This window comes from Streptomyces mobaraensis NBRC 13819 = DSM 40847 (assembly GCF_017916255.1).
Taxonomy (GTDB): Bacteria; Actinomycetota; Actinomycetes; order Streptomycetales; family Streptomycetaceae; genus Streptomyces; species Streptomyces mobaraensis.
This window is the reverse complement of the sequence record NZ_CP072827.1, coordinates 4,266,184-4,281,919: the sequence shown is the minus strand read 5'-3', so window position 1 is coordinate 4,281,919 and position 15,736 is coordinate 4,266,184. Positions and strand designations below refer to the sequence as shown.

15 protein-coding genes are annotated in these 15,736 nt (G+C 70.8%); 10 read left to right on the top strand and 5 right to left on the bottom strand.

The features are described from left to right. Positions 1-41: 41 nt before the first annotated feature. The 4 genes from J7W19_RS18370 to J7W19_RS18355 all read right to left on the bottom strand — a co-directional run bounded on the left by J7W19_RS18370 (position 42) and on the right by J7W19_RS18355 (position 4,476). Positions 42-776 carry a phosphatase PAP2 family protein gene (locus tag J7W19_RS18370; RefSeq protein WP_210455347.1) on the bottom strand — a complete coding sequence of 245 codons (735 nt, stop codon included), beginning with the start codon at positions 774-776 and terminating at the stop codon, positions 42-44. Positions 777-967: 191 nt separating this feature from the next. After that, positions 968-1,972: a bifunctional lytic transglycosylase/C40 family peptidase gene (locus tag J7W19_RS18365; RefSeq protein WP_004955344.1), complete on the bottom strand. Its 1,005-nt coding sequence runs from the start codon at positions 1,970-1,972 to the stop codon at positions 968-970. A 157-nt stretch (positions 1,973-2,129) separates the two neighbouring features. Beyond that, a complete protein-coding gene (locus J7W19_RS18360; protein WP_004955347.1) occupies positions 2,130-3,917 on the bottom strand; it encodes a serine/threonine-protein kinase in 1,788 nt (595 codons plus the stop codon). Positions 3,918-4,014: 97 nt separating this feature from the next. After that, entirely contained in the window at positions 4,015-4,476 is a 462-nt protein-coding gene (locus J7W19_RS18355; RefSeq protein ID WP_004955351.1) for an ATP-binding protein, read from the bottom strand. Between the two features lie 213 nt (positions 4,477-4,689). On the opposite strand from J7W19_RS18355, the gene J7W19_RS18350 reads away from it, so the two are divergent. The 5 genes from J7W19_RS18350 to J7W19_RS18330 all read left to right on the top strand — a co-directional run bounded on the left by J7W19_RS18350 (position 4,690) and on the right by J7W19_RS18330 (position 7,727). Next, on the top strand, positions 4,690-5,601 hold the full coding sequence (locus tag J7W19_RS18350; RefSeq protein WP_233478131.1) for a helix-turn-helix domain-containing protein: 912 nt from the start codon (positions 4,690-4,692) through the stop codon (positions 5,599-5,601). Further along, the gene (locus J7W19_RS18345; protein ID WP_325176062.1) at positions 5,549-5,818 is read left to right on the top strand and encodes a DUF397 domain-containing protein; all 270 of its coding nucleotides are present in this window, start codon (positions 5,549-5,551) and stop codon (positions 5,816-5,818) included. The genes J7W19_RS18350 and J7W19_RS18345 overlap by 53 nt, the downstream gene beginning before the upstream one ends. 69 nt (positions 5,819-5,887) lie before the next feature. Further along, positions 5,888-6,484, top strand: a complete 597-nt coding sequence (locus J7W19_RS18340; RefSeq protein WP_004955356.1) for a cysteine hydrolase family protein — start codon at positions 5,888-5,890, stop codon at positions 6,482-6,484. Further along, positions 6,481-7,434, top strand: coding sequence for a GlxA family transcriptional regulator (locus J7W19_RS18335; protein WP_004955358.1), 954 nt, complete (start codon positions 6,481-6,483; stop codon positions 7,432-7,434). Before J7W19_RS18340 ends, J7W19_RS18335 begins: the two co-directional genes overlap by 4 nt. 74 nt (positions 7,435-7,508) lie before the next feature. Further along, positions 7,509-7,727, top strand: coding sequence for a DUF397 domain-containing protein (locus J7W19_RS18330; protein WP_004955360.1), 219 nt, complete (start codon positions 7,509-7,511; stop codon positions 7,725-7,727). Between the two features lie 169 nt (positions 7,728-7,896). Here J7W19_RS18330 and J7W19_RS18325 read toward each other — a convergent pair whose 3' ends face one another. After that, positions 7,897-9,387, bottom strand: a complete 1,491-nt coding sequence (locus tag J7W19_RS18325; RefSeq protein ID WP_210455345.1) for a serine/threonine-protein kinase — start codon at positions 9,385-9,387, stop codon at positions 7,897-7,899. 402 nt (positions 9,388-9,789) lie between these two features. Here J7W19_RS18325 and J7W19_RS18320 point away from each other — a divergent pair, with 402 nt between their 5' ends. The 5 genes from J7W19_RS18320 to J7W19_RS18300 all read left to right on the top strand — a co-directional run bounded on the left by J7W19_RS18320 (position 9,790) and on the right by J7W19_RS18300 (position 15,736). Continuing rightward, positions 9,790-10,098, top strand: a complete 309-nt coding sequence (locus J7W19_RS18320) for a hypothetical protein (protein ID WP_004955155.1) — start codon at positions 9,790-9,792, stop codon at positions 10,096-10,098. Positions 10,099-10,336: 238 nt separating this feature from the next. Beyond that, positions 10,337-11,209 (top strand): hypothetical protein, encoded by an 873-nt coding sequence (locus J7W19_RS18315; protein WP_004955152.1) that lies wholly within the window; start codon positions 10,337-10,339, stop codon positions 11,207-11,209. Beyond that, positions 11,199-12,614 carry a hypothetical protein gene (locus J7W19_RS18310; RefSeq protein ID WP_051072776.1) on the top strand — a complete coding sequence of 472 codons (1,416 nt, stop codon included), beginning with the start codon at positions 11,199-11,201 and terminating at the stop codon, positions 12,612-12,614. The genes J7W19_RS18315 and J7W19_RS18310 overlap by 11 nt, the downstream gene beginning before the upstream one ends. Positions 12,615-12,616: 2 nt before the next feature. Then, on the top strand, positions 12,617-14,170 hold the full coding sequence (locus J7W19_RS18305; RefSeq protein WP_086025304.1) for an SCO6880 family protein: 1,554 nt from the start codon (positions 12,617-12,619) through the stop codon (positions 14,168-14,170). Between the two features lie 144 nt (positions 14,171-14,314). After that, positions 14,315-15,736 (top strand): ATP-binding protein, encoded by a 1,422-nt coding sequence (locus J7W19_RS18300; RefSeq protein ID WP_004955141.1) that lies wholly within the window; start codon positions 14,315-14,317, stop codon positions 15,734-15,736.

Here is a 15,736-nt window from a genome sequence, read left to right as displayed (position 1 = left end):
GCTGTTCCTCAGCGGTCCGGGGCCGCGCCCGTACGGGCCGCCTACGCGGCCAACCCCTTGTCGTGCCGCTGCGGCTGACGCCCCGTGACCCCGGCACCGTCCGGCTCCTCCGGGAGCGCCACCGGCGCGGGCGCGCTCCGCGACCGTACGAGCCACCCGGCCCGCGACGCGGCGACCCACCCGGCCAGCGGCGTCAGCAGCATCATCGCCAGCGGCGCCAGCAGCAGCACCACGGCGGTGCCGAGCGCCAGGCCGCCGATCACGTCCGTGGGGTAGTGCACCCCCATGAACACCCGGCAGAACCCCTCCAGGAAGGCGAGGCCGATCCCGACCAGCCCGTACCGGCGGTGCGCCACGAACAGCCCGACGCCCAGCGCCATGGTGAGCGTGGCGTGATCACTGACGAACGAGAAGTCCGTCTTGCCCTTGACCAGCACGTCGAGCCCCTGGTGCTCCAGGAACGGGCGGGGTCGCCGCACGAAGCCGCGGATCGGCACGTTGACCAGCAGCGCCAGACCGGCCGCCAGGGGCGCCCACAGCAGCGCGGCGACGCCCCCGGGGGCGTCCGGGCCGCGGCGCACGCTCCACCACGCACAGACCATCAGTAAGCCGAGTCCGATGACGATTCCGTACTCGCCGACGAACTCCATCGTGTGGTCGAACCAGCCCGGGGCGTCCTTGGCCAGCCCGTTGATGTCGTACAGCAGGCTGACGTCGGGGCCCGACGAGCCTCCCTTGGCCTCCGCCAGGGGATGGACCGCCTCGTGTCCGGGCATGTGGTGCCCCCTTATCTGTCGCCTGTAGCTCGGTGCAGCTGCCAAACCCCCGTGGTCCGTGCGCCCATGGTGGGGCGCGGCTCGCCCACCCCCATGGAACGCGCCCGTCCGACCCGGCGTTCCGCTCTCCACTCAATGATCACCAGGACGTTATCCAAGGGTGACCAGGGGCGGAGCAGGAGGCCCAGGGTTCACACGCCGTTCGCCCTGGGCAACGCCTTCGCCCCCGCGTCCGTCACGCGCGTGGCACCGATGTAATCCGGCGTGTCGATTTTGTCGAACCGGTTCACGGCACCCGTGTGCGGCGCGTTGATCATGTAACCGCCGCCCACGTACAGCCCCACGTGATGGATGGATCGCGGGTCGTTCAGATTGTGCGCGAAGAAGACGAGGTCCCCCGGCATCAGCTCGTCCCGCTTCGGGTGCGGCCCGGCGTTCCACTGGTCGTTCGCGACCCGCGGCAACTCGATCCCGACGGACGCGTAAGCCGCCTTCGTCAACCCCGAACAGTCGAACCGCCCCCCGTCCGCGGCGGTCCCCTCCCCGCCCCACAGGTACGGCTTCCCCAGCTGCTCCTGCGCGAAGTAGATCGCCCCGGCGGCCTGCTGCGAGGGAGCCACACGGCCTACGGGCCGTGCGAAGCTCTTCTCGAGGTCGCGGATGGATCTGACGTAGCCCTGGGTCTCGCTGATCGCGGGGACGCCCGCGGCCTTGATGACGCGGTAGGCGCCGGCGTTGTACGCGGCCAGCATGTTGTTCGTGGCGTCGCCCGGGATGCCCTTGACGTCCTTCGCCAGGGCGCAGTCGTAGGTCGCGGCCGAGGCGATGGCGTCGGCCGGTTCCCATATGTCCCGGTTTCCATCGCCGTTGGCGTCCACCCCGTACTGCGCCCAGGTCTCGGGAATGAACTGGGCGATCCCCAGCGCACCGGCGGGACTCCGCGCCTTCGGATTCCAGTTGCTCTCGGTGTAGAGCTGGGCCGCGAGCAGCGGCGGCGAAATGGCGGGGCAGAGATTGCCCCATTTCTCGATCAGCGGTTGGTACTCCACGGGAACCGCGCCCTTGGCCAGGCCCACGGCGCCCCGGGCCCCACCCGCGATGTTGCCGGCAATGGTGAACGTCGCGAAGAAGAGCAGCCCGAGGAGGCTCATGCCCAGCCCGATACCGATACCGATGCCCACCCACCACTTACGCACCCGGCAATACTCCCCCAGCGCGGCGTCATATACCCGCGGTTCGCGAGGCTTTGGCCGAAGGTACAGAACGGAGGAGCGCGTTCGTCCCGTCCGTACGGGACCGGCGTGAGCCGGTGCGCGCGGAGGGCAGTGGAAGGCAGCGGAGGGCAGTCGTGCGCTACCGCACCGTGAATCCCCGGCACATCACGCTGGCGTACTCCTTCGGCCCCTTGACGTGGTAGAAGATCACCGTCCAGTCGCCCGGGTCGGCGTGGAACGGCACGGCCGGAGCGGAGGGCTTGCCGTCCCGCATGCCCCGGAAGTCGTCCGGGTACTTCAGCTCGACGCCCTTCGTCGGGTCGCCACCGGCGAACAGGTCGACGGGGGTACTGGTGTATCCCATACCGAGGTTGGTGAACCGGGACGCCTTACCGGTCGATGGATCGATCTCATGCGGCGGCTTCACCGCCACCGACACGTAATACGGCCTTTCCAGCTTCGGATCCGCGTACTTGAGGCGGAACGAGATCCCCCCGCCGTCGGCGGTCACCACCGGCCCTTCGGCCGGGTTGGCGATGGCCGGGATCCCCGCCTGGAAGTACTCGCTCCGCTCCTCGGACGGCATGTTGCAACTGCCCATGCCTGATCCGCCGGCCGGGCTCCAGAAGTCCCGGTTCGGATTCGTGGCCTCGATGTATTTCGGCTCCTCCTTGGGCCCCGCGGGCGGCGCGGCACCCGTGGGCGGGGCGCTCGCGGACGAGGAGCTCCGCGGCGCGCCACTCGGCTTCCCGGCCGGTCCGGGGGTACCGGCGGGCAGCCCGGAGGACACGGCGGCCGGCTGCCCGGACGGACCCGCGCCGGCCTCCGGCTTGCGGTCGCCGTCGTCCGGCAGGGCGACCACCAGCCCGATGACCACCCCGAGCGCCACCGAACCCGCCCCCGCGCCGATCCACAACCCCCGCCGGGAGCGGCGCCGGGACGGCTCGGGGGGCTGCGGCGGTACGTACGTCGGGGCGTAGGTGGGCGTGTACGCGCCCCCCGCCGCCCCCGCGGCCCCCACGGGCCGCTGAGGTATCAGGCCCGCCGCCACCGCCGCCGACACGTCCTCCGGCGCCCGCTCCCCGAGCTCGGCGAACCCCCGGTACACCGGATCGTCGACGAGCGACGACGTCACACCGCACCGCCCGATCACCTCGGAGAGCGCCGGCCGCGCCCCCGGATCCGCCGCCGTACAGGCCCGGACGAGCTCGGCCAGCCGGGGCTCGACCCCGTCGACGTCGACCTCCCCGTGCACGACCCGGTACACGACGGACTCCAGCGAACCCTCGCCGTACGGCGGCCGCCCCGTCGCCGCGCAGGCGATCGTCGCGCCGAGCGCGAACACATCGGCGGCGAACGTCACTTCGTTCCGGGTGATGACCTCAGGCGCGGTGTAACCAGGGGTACCCGCCGCGACACCGGTCCGCGTGAGAGCCGTCTGCTCCGCACCCCGAGCGATCCCGAAATCGATCAGCTTCGGCCCGACCGGCGACAGGATGATGTTGTGCGGCTTCAGGTCCCGGTGGGTGATCCCGTGCTCGTGCACCTGCGCCAGCGCCTCCGCGAGCGCCGCGAACAGCCGGAAGCACGTCTCCGCCGGCAGCGGCCCCCGCTCGCCCGTCACCCGCGTCAGCGTCGGGCCCGGGACGTACTCGGTGGCCAGCCAGTACGGCGCCGACTCCAACGAGGCGTCCACCAGGTTCGCCGTGTACGCGCTGCGCACCGCCCGTACCGTCTCCACCTCGCGCCGGAAGCGCGCCGCCGCGTCCCCGGACTGGGCGAAGTCCTCCCGGATCACCTTGATCGCCAACTGCCGGCCGCCGGGCGACCTGCCCAGGTACACCTGTCCCATGCCACCGCTGCCGAGCCTGGCGAGGAGCGTGTGCGGGCCGATGGTCGGGGGGTCGTGAGGGCGCAGGGGATCCACGCGCCAGACTCTGCCACAGGCGGGGCGCCCCGGGAGGGGTCGGGAGAACACCGTGGACGAAGATCACACACGCCGCGCGGGCCCCTCGGGAACCGAGTCAGGAACCGAGCTGGAACCAGACCGTCTTCCCGGTCCCCGGCCCATGCCGGCAGACCCCCCAGTCCGTGGCGCACGCCCCGACGATCAGCATGCCGTTGCCGCGCTCCGGCCGCTCGTCCGGCTCCCACCGCCGGGGCGGCACCGGCACCGGCAAACCCGGTGCGTCGTCCCGCACCAGCACCCGCACCCCACCCGTCGCCCACTCCACATGCAGCCCGACCGGCGCCGGACATCCCGTGCGGCGGCAGGCGTCGATCGCGTTGGTGACCAACTCGGACGTCAGCAGCATGGCCATTTCCGTCAGTTCCGGCGTGTGCACGTCCCCGATCGCCGTCCGGACCGCCTCCCGCGCGACGCCCACCCACGCCGGGGCGGGCGGGAACGCGAGGGAGAAGTCGGTACGGGGCCGGAGGGGCGGGTGCGGGTCGGCGGCCGGGGCCAGGGTGGTGATGGGACACATGCGTGACTCCTTGGGTTCACCGGTGCCCGTCCGTCTCATGCGGTGGCATTGCCGTCGACGCACATGGCTCCGCTCGACGGTGCGCTTCCGGCTTACGGCGGCGGGAAGGGCGGTCGCGACGAAGCTAGAGGACGGGGTTTAGCTTGCTCAACCAGATCACGCACATTCGCCCCAACGAGTGGACCAACGCCCGCCGGGCGCGGCAGACTTCGCGTGATCGCGAAGGGGAACGAACCCATGGGCCTACGCGCCAACCCGAGCCAACGCCAGCGCCGCCTGGGCGAGGAACTGCGCAAGCTGCGTGAAGCCAGCGGCCTGTCCGCCACCGAGGCCGGCAGCCACGCCGGGCTGGGTCGCGCCCACATGAGCCACATCGAGACCGGTAGAACAGCCATTCCCGAGGACAAGCTGTGCACCTTGCTGACGCTTTACGGTTGCACTAGCGATCCCTACCGCGAAGCCCTCGTGGAGATGAACCGCGCCACGGGCCGCGGCTGGTGGTCGGAGTTCAAGCAGAGCCACAGCGTGCACGCACGCGATCTGGCCGAGATGGAGTCCACCTCTGTGTCGTGCCGCTCCTTCCAATGGCTGTACGTGCCTGGCTTGCTACAGACACCCGACTACGCCCAGGGACTCATTGAAGGCGTAGAGCAGGACACCGATCCGACGCTCCTCCAAAAGTACGTCGAATTCCGGTTGCGACGGCAGGATGCCGTTCGGTCAGGTTTGCTGCGGTTCCACGCTGTGATCCACGAGACGGCCCTGCACATGAGGTTCGCGCCGGCGGAGGTGATGCGCGACCAGCTCATCCACCTTGCCGAAATGGCTCAACTACCCAACGTGACGGTCCAACTGCTGCCATTTCACGCCGCGTTGTCACCAGCCTTCCCCGGCACGCCGTTCATCATTCTCCAGGCCGGAGTGCCCGAATTGAGCACAGTCTGTGTCGAGCACCCGGTGACGTCTTCCTTCCTCACACAGGAATCACATCTGGCTCAGTACACCCAGGCGTTCGATCGATTGGCGTCAACGGCGCTGCCACCCGTTACCCTCACCCTCGAACGCAAGTCCTATGCCGAGCGCGACTCGTTCGGTCTTATCCAGCACCTGCTGTATGCCCTGTGAGGAGAGGCACGTGTCAGGTTCGCCATGGACAAAGTCAAGCTTCAGCAGCGGCCAAGGCAATCACGATTGCGTAGAGATAGCGGCCAGCGGAGCAAGCACCCTCCGCCTCCGTGAAAGCGACGAGCCCGGAACCGTCCTCATCCTCACCCCCGCCGCCCTCCGCTCCCTCCTCGCCCGGGCCCGGAGCGGGCACCTGGACAGCCCCAGCGGACGGTGACCGGATCGTTCCGGGTCCGGACCCGATCAAGCCTTCAGCCGGCAGGCGGTCGCGCCGCAGGATGAAGCCATGAACAGCGCACTCATCGTGATCGACGTCCAGGAATCCTTCCGGCAGCGGGCCAACTGGGCCGCCACCCACAACCCCGACATCGTCGAGAAGATCAACCGCCTGCTGGCGGCCCAGCGGGCCAAGGGCGAGGGGGTCGTCTGGATCCTGCACTCCGAGCCGGGCTCCGGCACCGTCTTCGACCCCGAGCGCGGCTTCAACCGGCCGATCGAGGGGCTGGAGCCGGCGGAGGGCGAGCCCGTGCTGGTCAAGACGTCGCATAACGCCTTCACCACCACCAACCTCCAGCAGTACCTCACCCAGCAGGGCGTGCGGGAGGTCCTGATCACCGGCATCCGCACGGAGCAGTGCTGCGAGACGACGGCCCGGGTGGCGTCGGACCTGGGGTACGACGTGACGTTCGTGACGGACGCGACGGCCACGCACCCGATCGAGCACCCGGACGCCCCGGAGGGCCGCACGCTGGAGGAGATCCTCGCGGACCCGCGTACGCTGCAGACCGACGCGATCGTGGCGCGCACCGAGTACGTCCTGGCGGGCCGGTTCGCGCGGATCGCCACCGTCGACGAGCTGACCGAGGAGCTGACCGGATCGTGACCCGCGTCGTCTTCCTGCTCGTGCCGCGGCTCCACCTGCTGGACCTCGCGGGACCCGCTCAGGTCTTCTCCACGGCCGACGATCTCGGGCACTCCTACGGGATCACGTACGTGAGCGAGCGGGAAGACGTCCCGACGGCCCAGGGCATCACCTTGCGCGCCGGCACCGAGTGGCCGGAGCTGACGCCCGACGACCTGGTGGTGGTCCCCGGCTGGCGCACCAAGGGCCTCCGGGAACGGGTGGACGTCCCCCGGGCGCTGCTCGACCGCCTCGTCGAACACCACGACGCGGGCGGCACGGTGGCCAGCATCTGCGCGGGGGCGGACGCCCTGGGCCGCGCCGGCCTCCTGGACGGCCGGCGCTGCACCACGCACCACGACGTCCAGGACGAACTCGCGCGGCGCTACCCGAAGGCGCACGTGGTGCGGGACGTGCTGTACGTGACCGACGGACGGGTGATCACCTCAGCGGGAATCGCCAGCGGCATCGATCTCGCCCTCCACCTCGTCGCCCTCCGGCACGGCGCGGCCGTCGCGGCTCGGGTCGCCCGGGAGATGGTCGTCTTCGCCCGGCGGAACGGCGACGACCAGCAGCACAGCGCGATGCTGCGGCACCGCGCGCACCTCAGCGACGCGGTCCACCACGCGCAGGACCTCATCGACGCCCGCTACACCTCCGCCCTCCGCCTCTCCGAGCTGGCGTCGTCCGTCGGGCTCAGCGAGCGCTCGCTCACCCGTCACTTCACCCACGCCACCGGGCTAACGCCCCTCCGGTACCAACAGGAACTCCGCGTCGAGCACGCCGAACACCTCATCGCCCAGGGCTCGACGGTGGAATCGGCGGCCCGCGCCGTCGGCTTCCAGGACGCCCGGATGCTCCGCCGGCTCAGGGGCCGGGCACAGAGCTGCCCCGCTCCCGCCGCAGACCGCGAACCGGCCGGCCTCCGTTGACCCTCCCCCTCCCCCAACTCCTCTATGGTGAGCGGACGTCAGCGTCGCACCAGGAACGAGGGAGTGGGGACATCGTGCCGCAGCGCGTACCGGACGGCCTGAACTGGATCCCGGCCACCGACGACCCGACGGACACCACGTACCTCGAGGTCGCGTTCGATGGCGAGGGACAGGTCTACCTCCGCGAGAACCTCACGCCGGAGAAGGTGGTCATCACCACGGAACGCAAGTGGGAGGCGTTCGTCCTGGGCGTGCGGGCCGGCGAGTTCGACCACTTCGTCGAGGACGTCTGAGCACCCGGCCGGCGTCGGAGCAGCGCCCGGGCAGCGCCCGGGCAGCGCCCGGTGTCAGGCCCGCCGCCCCGAACGTCAGCCCTCGCTGCCCGCGTCACCCCCGTCGCGGGTCGCCGTCGCCACCGGCCATCCCCGTCGTCAGGCGCCGTCGCCCCCGTCCCCCGGGGCGTCAGTCGCCGTCGTCCCCGTCATCCGCGTCGTCCTCACCATCCGCGCCATCCGCGCCACTGCCGCGAAGATCGTGCCGGTCGTGCCGGGCCGAGCCGTGGTGGCCCCCCTTCTTCCCTTTCTTCGCCTCGCTCCCCTCGCTCCGCGGCTCCCGTGCCGGTGTCGCGGCCGGCGTCACATGCCGGGTCTTGTCCGCGGCACCGCCGTCCTGCGGCAGTCCCTCGCTCATCTCCCCGGTCTGCCCGCCGCCCGGGCGGACCCCGTTGTCGTCGCCGCCGTCGGAGGCGAACAGGGACGCCCCGATGACCGCCGCCACGACGAAGGCCACCACGCCCGCCACCGCACCGGCCACGGCTTTCGGACTGCGCAGACCCTTGCCGCCGCGCGTCCCGTGCCCCGTCCGGGACCGGCCGGCGTCGGCCCGGCGGTGCCCGGACAAGGCGGTAGTCGAGCGCGTCGCCGGGGAGCCGGGGAGGGCGTACGTCGTCACGCTCTCCTGGTGGAGCATCGGGTCGTGGCCGGAGCCGGGCATGCCCGGCGGAGGCCCGGCGGGCGGACCCGCCGGGGGCACGTACGGCGGGGCTGCAGGCGCCGGCGGTGGCGAGGACGTGGCGCCCACGGGCATCCCCACAGGCACCCCCGCGGGCAGCGGCGGCTGCTCCTGGACCGGCGGCTGCCGGTCGCTCCGCCAGGCGCCGCTCGCGAACCAGTCGGCCACCTCCCGCGCCGAAGGCCGCTCCTCCGGCTCCTTGGCGAGCATGCGCAGGAGGTAACCGTCCAGGGCCTGGGACACGTCGGCCCGGTGCTCCCTCGGCGGCGTGGGCGGGGTGTCGACATGGAGGTAGAGGAGCGCGGTGGGGCTCTCGGCCCAGAACGGCGGCTGCCCGACCAACAAGTGGTAGAGAACGCACCCCAGCGCGTAGACGTCCGACGCCGGACCCGCCACGCGCCCCAGCGCACGCTCGGGCGCGAGGTAGGTGCTCGTGCCGACGATCTGGCCGGCCCGGGTCAGCCCGGCCGACGTCTCGTCGACGAAGCGGGCGATGCCGAAGTCGCCGATCTTCACGGTGCCGCTGCGGTCGAGCATGAGGTTGCCCGGCTTCACGTCGCGGTGGACGACGCCCTGCTGGTGGGCGGCCGCCAGCCCCGCCGCGGCCTGCGCGGCGACGTCGGCCACCCCGGCCGGCGAGAGCGGACCGCGGGCGGCCAGCTGCTGGGCCAGGCTGGGGCCGTTCACCAACTCCATCACCAGGTAGAAGCGGCCGTCCCAGGAGCCGAAGTCGTAGACCGACACCACTTGAGGGTGATTCAGCCGGGCCGCCGTCTGGGCCTCCAGCCGGAAACGCTGGGCAGCGGAGTCGTCTCCGTCGTCGCCAAGGAGCAGCTTGACCGCGACCTGACGGCCCAGCACTTCGTCCTGGCCGCGCCAGACTTCGCCCATACCGCCCCGGCCGAGCAGCTCCCCCAGCCGGTAGCGTTCGGCAACCAGCACCCCTACCACCCTTGAACTCGACGCACCCCACGAACCATGCGATGAGTGCGATGAACGCGATGAACCAGCCCCGCGACCGCCCCCTGCGGCGCGTGCGAGAGCGGCCCCCACAGCCTACCGACCACACCAGCGGATCCCCGAACATCCGTACACCCCCCGCCCTCACGCCCATTGCCCGCCGTGGGCATGCGTGATACACAGAGTCACCATAGAGCTACCCACTGACAACGGCCGCCGAGCCGGGCGGCCACGCCGACCGGAGATGCCGCAGGCATATGCGGGTTCCGTCAAAAAATGCCGCCAAGTCGACATACAAGTGCGGCATCGTCAGCGAAGATAGGTACCGACCTTTGCCGTGCGGCAGGGGCGGCGCAACTACCCTCTAGGGGCGGTGAGTTACGAATGTTCTTGGCAGCCGGAAAAGGCGACATCAACACCATTATCGGCGGAATCGCCCCAAACTGGGGGCCTTTCGGCAGCCTGGGCCGCGAGGCCCGGGTGATGATCGAGGTCATCATGGCCGTATCGATCCTGCTCTGCCTCGCCATCGCGATCTGGGGCGCGGCGAAGCAGCGCATCGGCGCGACGGCGCTCCGCGACACCTTCAGCGCGGAACAGGGCAAGGGCCTCATCGTCGCGGGGCTGACCGGTGTGTTCATCATCGGCTCGCTCGGCACGCTGTTCACGATCGTCTACGGCATGGCCGTGTGATCCGGTGTCCGCCGGACCCGGCCGCCCCGGCCGGCGGACACCCGGCGCGCCCCCGCCCCGGCGCGCCCGTACGGCGTCTCCACCCCGCGCGAACCCGCTCACCCGCGGGTCCCCCCACCCAAGGCTGCTTCCTGATGCCCCCTCACTCCCTCACGCCCTCCCCCCGGAAACCGTCCGCACCGCTACCGTCGTCTCATGGCGGCAGGCCCGCGACGACGCATGAGGGAGCAGGCACGCGATGAGTCTCGGTGACGACGGCTACCGAAGCGGTCAGGGCTCCGGCGGCGACGGCGGGGGTTACGGCGGGTACGACGCCGACGACCACCATCTGACCCGCACCCGGCTGCCCGAGGGCGAGGTCGACCCCTACGCCCCCCAACGCCGCCCGGTACGCCCCAGCCGGAACCTCATCACCATCGTCGCGGTGGTCGTCCTCCTCGTCGCCGCCATCGCCTTCGCCAACCGGGGCGGCGACAAGTCGTCGCATGGCGACGACGAGAACTCGGCGAAGGGCGGCAGCAGCGCGACGGCACCGTCGGGGGTGAAGCCGGTGGAGGAGAAGAACGGGGGGATTCCGTCGGGGTTCGCGCACGACGAACAGGGCGTGCAGTCCGCCGCGGCGAACTTCGCCGTGGCCCTGAATTCCACCGACATGTACAAGAGCGATTCGCGCCTCCGGATCCTCGACGCCGTATACACGCCCGATGTGGCGGAGAAGCGACGCGGCCCGCTCGACAAGCTCTACGCGGACGAAGCGTTCCTCAAGCGCATCGGGCTCGACTCCAATGCCAACCCGCCGAAGGGGATGACCTTCATCTCCCGCGCGAACCCGGTGGGCACCCGGATCGTCAAGTACGAAGGCGACAGAGCGAGCGTCGCCGTCTGGTACTCGGCGCTGTTCGGCATCGCCGGCGAGGGGTCGAAGACCCCCGTTGCCGAGAGTTGGTACACCAACACCTTCGAATTCAGCTGGACCGGCAAGGACTGGAAGATCACTGACTTCACCCAGAAGGACGGTCCAGCACCTGTCGGGCGTGACCAGACCGCCTCCTCCGCAGAGGAGATGTCGGATGCGGTGAAGGGATTCGGGGGACTCACCTATGCGCGCTAGCCGTCACCGCCGCGCCCTGTCGCTCACCGCCCTTCTCGCCGGCGTGCAGACGACCGCCGTGCTGGTTTCGGCGAGGGCATTCGCCGCCCCCACTCCCACACCGACGCCGGGCAGCACCACGTCGCCCAAGCCGGGCACCAGCGCAACACCGAGTCCCGGCGGCAGCATGACCCCCAGCCCGGGTGCCAGCGGCTCTCCCTCAGCGAGCGCGGGATCCGATCCGTGTGATCTCATCCGCGGCCCCGCCCGCCAATACTGCCAATCCCCCACCGACAAGGCCCCCAAAGGCCCCCCCGACACCGCCACCGCCCTCGACCCCGCCGCCGCCCTGGCCAAAGGCTGTGCCGAAGCCGCGCAGTGGACGGTCGAGAAGCTCTCGGAAGCCGTGAAGAACACGAGCAACGTGGACTTCACGAACAGCACCTTCCTCCGCCAGTACGCCGTCGTCTTCGCCGCGTCGACGATCCTGACGCTCGTCCTCTGGCTCCTGGCCGTCGCCAAGCGCGCCGTGCGCGGCGTGCCGTTCACCGAGGCCGTGACGGAAGCGGTGGGCTTCCTGTGGCTGACGGTGCTGGCCTCCGCCTTCACCCCGCTGATCCTCTACACCGTCGTACAGGCCACGGACGCCGTGACGGAGGCCATCGCCTCGGGCACCGGCGCGAAGAACGACCAGTTCTTCAACGCGTTCTCACAAGCGCTCAAGCAAGGCAACGGCATCGGCGGCGGACCGATCATGCTGATCGTCGTCTCCCTCGTCTCCGTGCTCGCCGCCGGCGTGCTCTGGCTGGAGTTGGTGATCAGGGCGGCGCTGCTCTACGCGGGCGCGCTGCTCGGCACGGCGGTCTACTCGGGACTCGTCGACAAGAACATGTGGGGGCACGTCCGCCGCTGGGCGGGCATCATGATCGCGGTGATCCTGGTGAAGCCGATCATCGTGATCGTGCTGGCACTCGCCGGAGCGCTCTCCTCCGGGCAGGGCCCGAAGGAACTCTCCGCCGTCGTCTCCGGCCTCGCGATCATCATCCTCGCCATCTTCTCGAGCGCGATGATCTACCGCTTCGTCCCCGGCTTCGGCGACGAGATCATCAGCAGCCGCAACGCCAGCAGGGACGCCGCGTCCCGCCAGGCGGCGGCAGTGATCTCCTCCCCCGCCACCCTGGTCAAGCAGGGCATCACCACCCACAGCGCCCGCGGCGGCGGAGGCGGGGGCGGGGGCGGGGGCGGAGGCGGCACCCAGGCCGCCCGTCCGGCCAACCCCGTCTCCGGCGGCGTCGCCGCGCACAGCGCCCGCCGCCCACCGAGCGCGGGCGGCGGAGCACCGGCCGGCGGCGCCCCCGCGGCCCCCGCCGCCCCGGCACCGCGGGCACAGAACAACGGCAATACCTCTGGAGGTGAGCGGAGTTGACGATCGAGGCGCAGTCCCCGCCGGTCGCGGCCCGCCGTACGTATCTGATCGGCCGGGCCCGGCCCAACGCGGTCGTCGGCAAGAACCGGGAGACCGGTGAGATCGGACTGATCATCGCGGGGGCCTTCCTCGGCATGATGTGCGGCCTGCTGGTCCCCATCCTGCCGCTGCGGATCCTCACGCTCACCGGCTTCCCCGCGCTCGCGCTCGCCGCCGTCTACGTGCCCTACAAGCAGCGCACCTTCTACAAATGGTTTGAAATCAACCGCAGCTACAAGCGCACCCTGCGCCGCGGCGTCACCTACCGCTCCGCCGCCGTCGAGGCCGGCACCCGGCTCGACGGGCGGGAGGTCGAGGTCGGCCCGCCGCCCGGCATCGGCCGGATCAACTGGCTGTCCGCCCCCTTCGGCCCGGACGAGATCGCCGTCCTGCTGCACGCCGACCGCCGTACCGTCACCGCCGCGATCGAGATCGAGGGCCCCGGCGTCGGTCTGCGCGACTCGGAGGACCAGGAGGCCCTGGTCGAACGGTTCGGCACGCTGCTCAAGCACGTCGCCAACGGGGACGGCTACGTCACCCGCCTCCAGATGCTGGCCCGCACCCTGCCCGCCGACCCCGACGCGCACGCCAAGGACGTCGAGCGGCGCGGTGACGACAAGTCGCCGGAGTGGCTCAAGGAGTCCTACGACCAGCTGCAGTCGATGGTCTCGACCTCCTCCGAGCAGCACCGCGCCTACCTCGTCGCCTGCATGCACTACACCCGCGACCTCTCCGCCGAGGCCCAGGCCATCGCCCGCGCCTCCCGGCACGGCGGCGGCAAGCGGAAGCTGGACCGGGACGGCGGCCTCGCCGTCGTCATGGCCCGCGAGCTGACGGACATCTGCGCCCGGCTCGCCGAGGCCGACATCCGCGTCCGCCAGCCGCTCGGCCAGAGCCGGCTGTCGTCGCTGGTGCACTCCATGTACGACCCCGACCACCCCATCGACCACATCCAGGCCATGACCCAGCGCAACGCCTGGCCGGCCGAGCTCGACGCCATGCAGCCGACGTACCTCCAGGCGAAGACCCGCGAGTCGTCGACGCGCGAGCCGTGGTGCCACGCCACCGCGTGGATCAAGGAGTGGCCGATGACCCCGGTGGGCGTCAACTTCCTCGCCCCGCTGCTCGTCCACACCCCGGATGTGATCCGCACCGTCGCCGTCTGCATGGATCTGGAGCCCACCGACGTGGCCATCGAGCGGATGCTCACGGAGAAGACGAACGACGACGCGGACGCCTCCCGCGCCGCCAAGATGAACCGCGTCGTCGACCCGCGGGACGTCGCCCACCACTCCCGCGTCGACCAGCGCGGCGAGGACCTGGCCAGCGGCGCCGCCGGCGTCAACCTCGTCGGGTACATCACCGTCTCGTCCCGCTCTCCCGAGGAACTGGCCCGCGACAAGCGGACCATAAGAGCGTCGGCCGGCAAGAGCTACCTCAAGCTGGAGTGGTGCGACCGCGAACACCACCGGGCCTTCGTCAACACGCTGCCGTTCGCGACCGGCATCCGACGATGACCGATACGCCCGGAAGAACCGGCGAAACCGGCGAGACCGCCACCACCAGGACCACCGGGACCTCCAGAACCACCGGCACCACCGGCACGACCGGCCCATGAACGCCAGACGCCGCAGACGACGCTAGACCTAGGGGCGACCGCCGTGCTCGATCCGCTCTCCGCCATCACCAACGCCTTCACCAGCTTCCTCTTCGGGAAGGTGGAGACGACCCGCCTGCCCGTCCGCACCTCCACCGGGCAGGCGCAGGCCGTCTACCTCCCCACCGCGGCGCCCGGCCTGGGCGACTCCGGCGTGATCATCGGGCGCGAGGTGTACTCCGGCAAGGGCTACATCTACGACCCGTTCCAGCTGTACGGCCAGCAACTGCCCGCGCCGCACTGGCTGGTGCTCGGCGAGTCCGGCAACGGCAAGTCGGCGCTGGAGAAGACGTACGTCCTGCGGCAGCTCCGGTTCCGCGACCGGCAGGTCGTCGTCCTCGACGCCCAGGGCGAGGACGGCGTCGGCGAGTGGAACCTCATCGCACAGCAGCTCGGCATAACCCCGATCCGGCTCGACCCCATGGCCGCCCTCGACGGCGGCATCCGGCTCAACCCGCTCGACCCGTCCATCACCACCACCGGCCAGCTCGCCCTGCTGCGCACGATCATCGAGGTCGCCATGGGCCGCGGCCTCGACGAACGCTCCGGCTTCGCGCTCAAGGTCGCCCACGCCTATGTCAACGAATCGGTGACCGACCGGCAACCGGTGCTGACGGACATCGTCGAACAACTCCGCCATCCGGAGGCCGAGTCGGCGGAGTCCATGAACGTCGACATAGACGACGTACGGGCCTGGGGCCTGGATGTCGCGCTCGTCCTCGACCGCCTGGTCGACGGCGACCTCCGCGGCATGTTCGACGGGCCGACGACCGCCGGCATCGATCTCGACGCCCCGCTGATCGTCTTCGACCTCTCCCACATCGACCGCAACTCCATCGCCATGCCCATCCTCATGGCGATCGTGGGCGTCTGGCTCGAACACACCTGGATCCGCCCGGACCGCAAGAAGCGCATCTTCCTCGTCGAGGAAGCCTGGCACATCATCAACTCCCCTTTCGTCGCCCAACTCTTCCAGCGGCTCCTGAAGTTCGGCCGCCGACTCGGCCTGTCGTTCGTCGCCGTGGTGCACCACCTCTCCGACGTCGTCGACGGCGCGGCCGCCAAGGAGGCGGCGGCCATCCTCAAGATGGCCTCCACCCGGACGATCTACGCCCAGAAGGCGGACGAGGCCCGCGCCACCGGCCGGGTCCTCGGCCTCCCCCGCTGGGCCGTCGAGATCATCCCCACCCTCACCCCCGGCATCGCCGTCTGGGACGTCAACGGCAATGTCCAGGTCGTCAAACACCTGATCACGGACGCCGAACGCCCGCTCGTCTACACCGACCGCGCCATGACCGAGGACGGCGTCATCGACCGCGGCCCGGCCCCCGAACGGGCGGCGGCGGACCGCGCGGCGACGGCGCGCGAACGGTATCCGGACCCGGACGAGGTGTTTGGCACGACGCCCCGGTCGACGGTGGCCTGA

Excerpts from the sequence above, each read along its gene's own strand:
- J7W19_RS18345 (WP_325176062.1), top strand. The coding sequence starts at position 5,549 with ATGCCGAGCGCGACTCGTTCGGTCTTATCCAGCACCTGCTGTATGCCC.
- J7W19_RS18370 (WP_210455347.1), bottom strand. The coding sequence starts at position 776 with ATGCCCGGACACGAGGCGGTCCATCCCCTGGCGGAGGCCAAGGGAGGC.
- J7W19_RS18340 (WP_004955356.1), top strand. The coding sequence starts at position 5,888 with ATGAACAGCGCACTCATCGTGATCGACGTCCAGGAATCCTTCCGGCAG.
- J7W19_RS18310 (WP_051072776.1), top strand. The coding sequence starts at position 11,199 with ATGCGCGCTAGCCGTCACCGCCGCGCCCTGTCGCTCACCGCCCTTCTC.
- J7W19_RS18320 (WP_004955155.1), top strand. The coding sequence starts at position 9,790 with ATGTTCTTGGCAGCCGGAAAAGGCGACATCAACACCATTATCGGCGGA.
- J7W19_RS18315 (WP_004955152.1), top strand. The coding sequence starts at position 10,337 with ATGAGTCTCGGTGACGACGGCTACCGAAGCGGTCAGGGCTCCGGCGGC.
- J7W19_RS18355 (WP_004955351.1), bottom strand. The coding sequence starts at position 4,476 with ATGTGTCCCATCACCACCCTGGCCCCGGCCGCCGACCCGCACCCGCCC.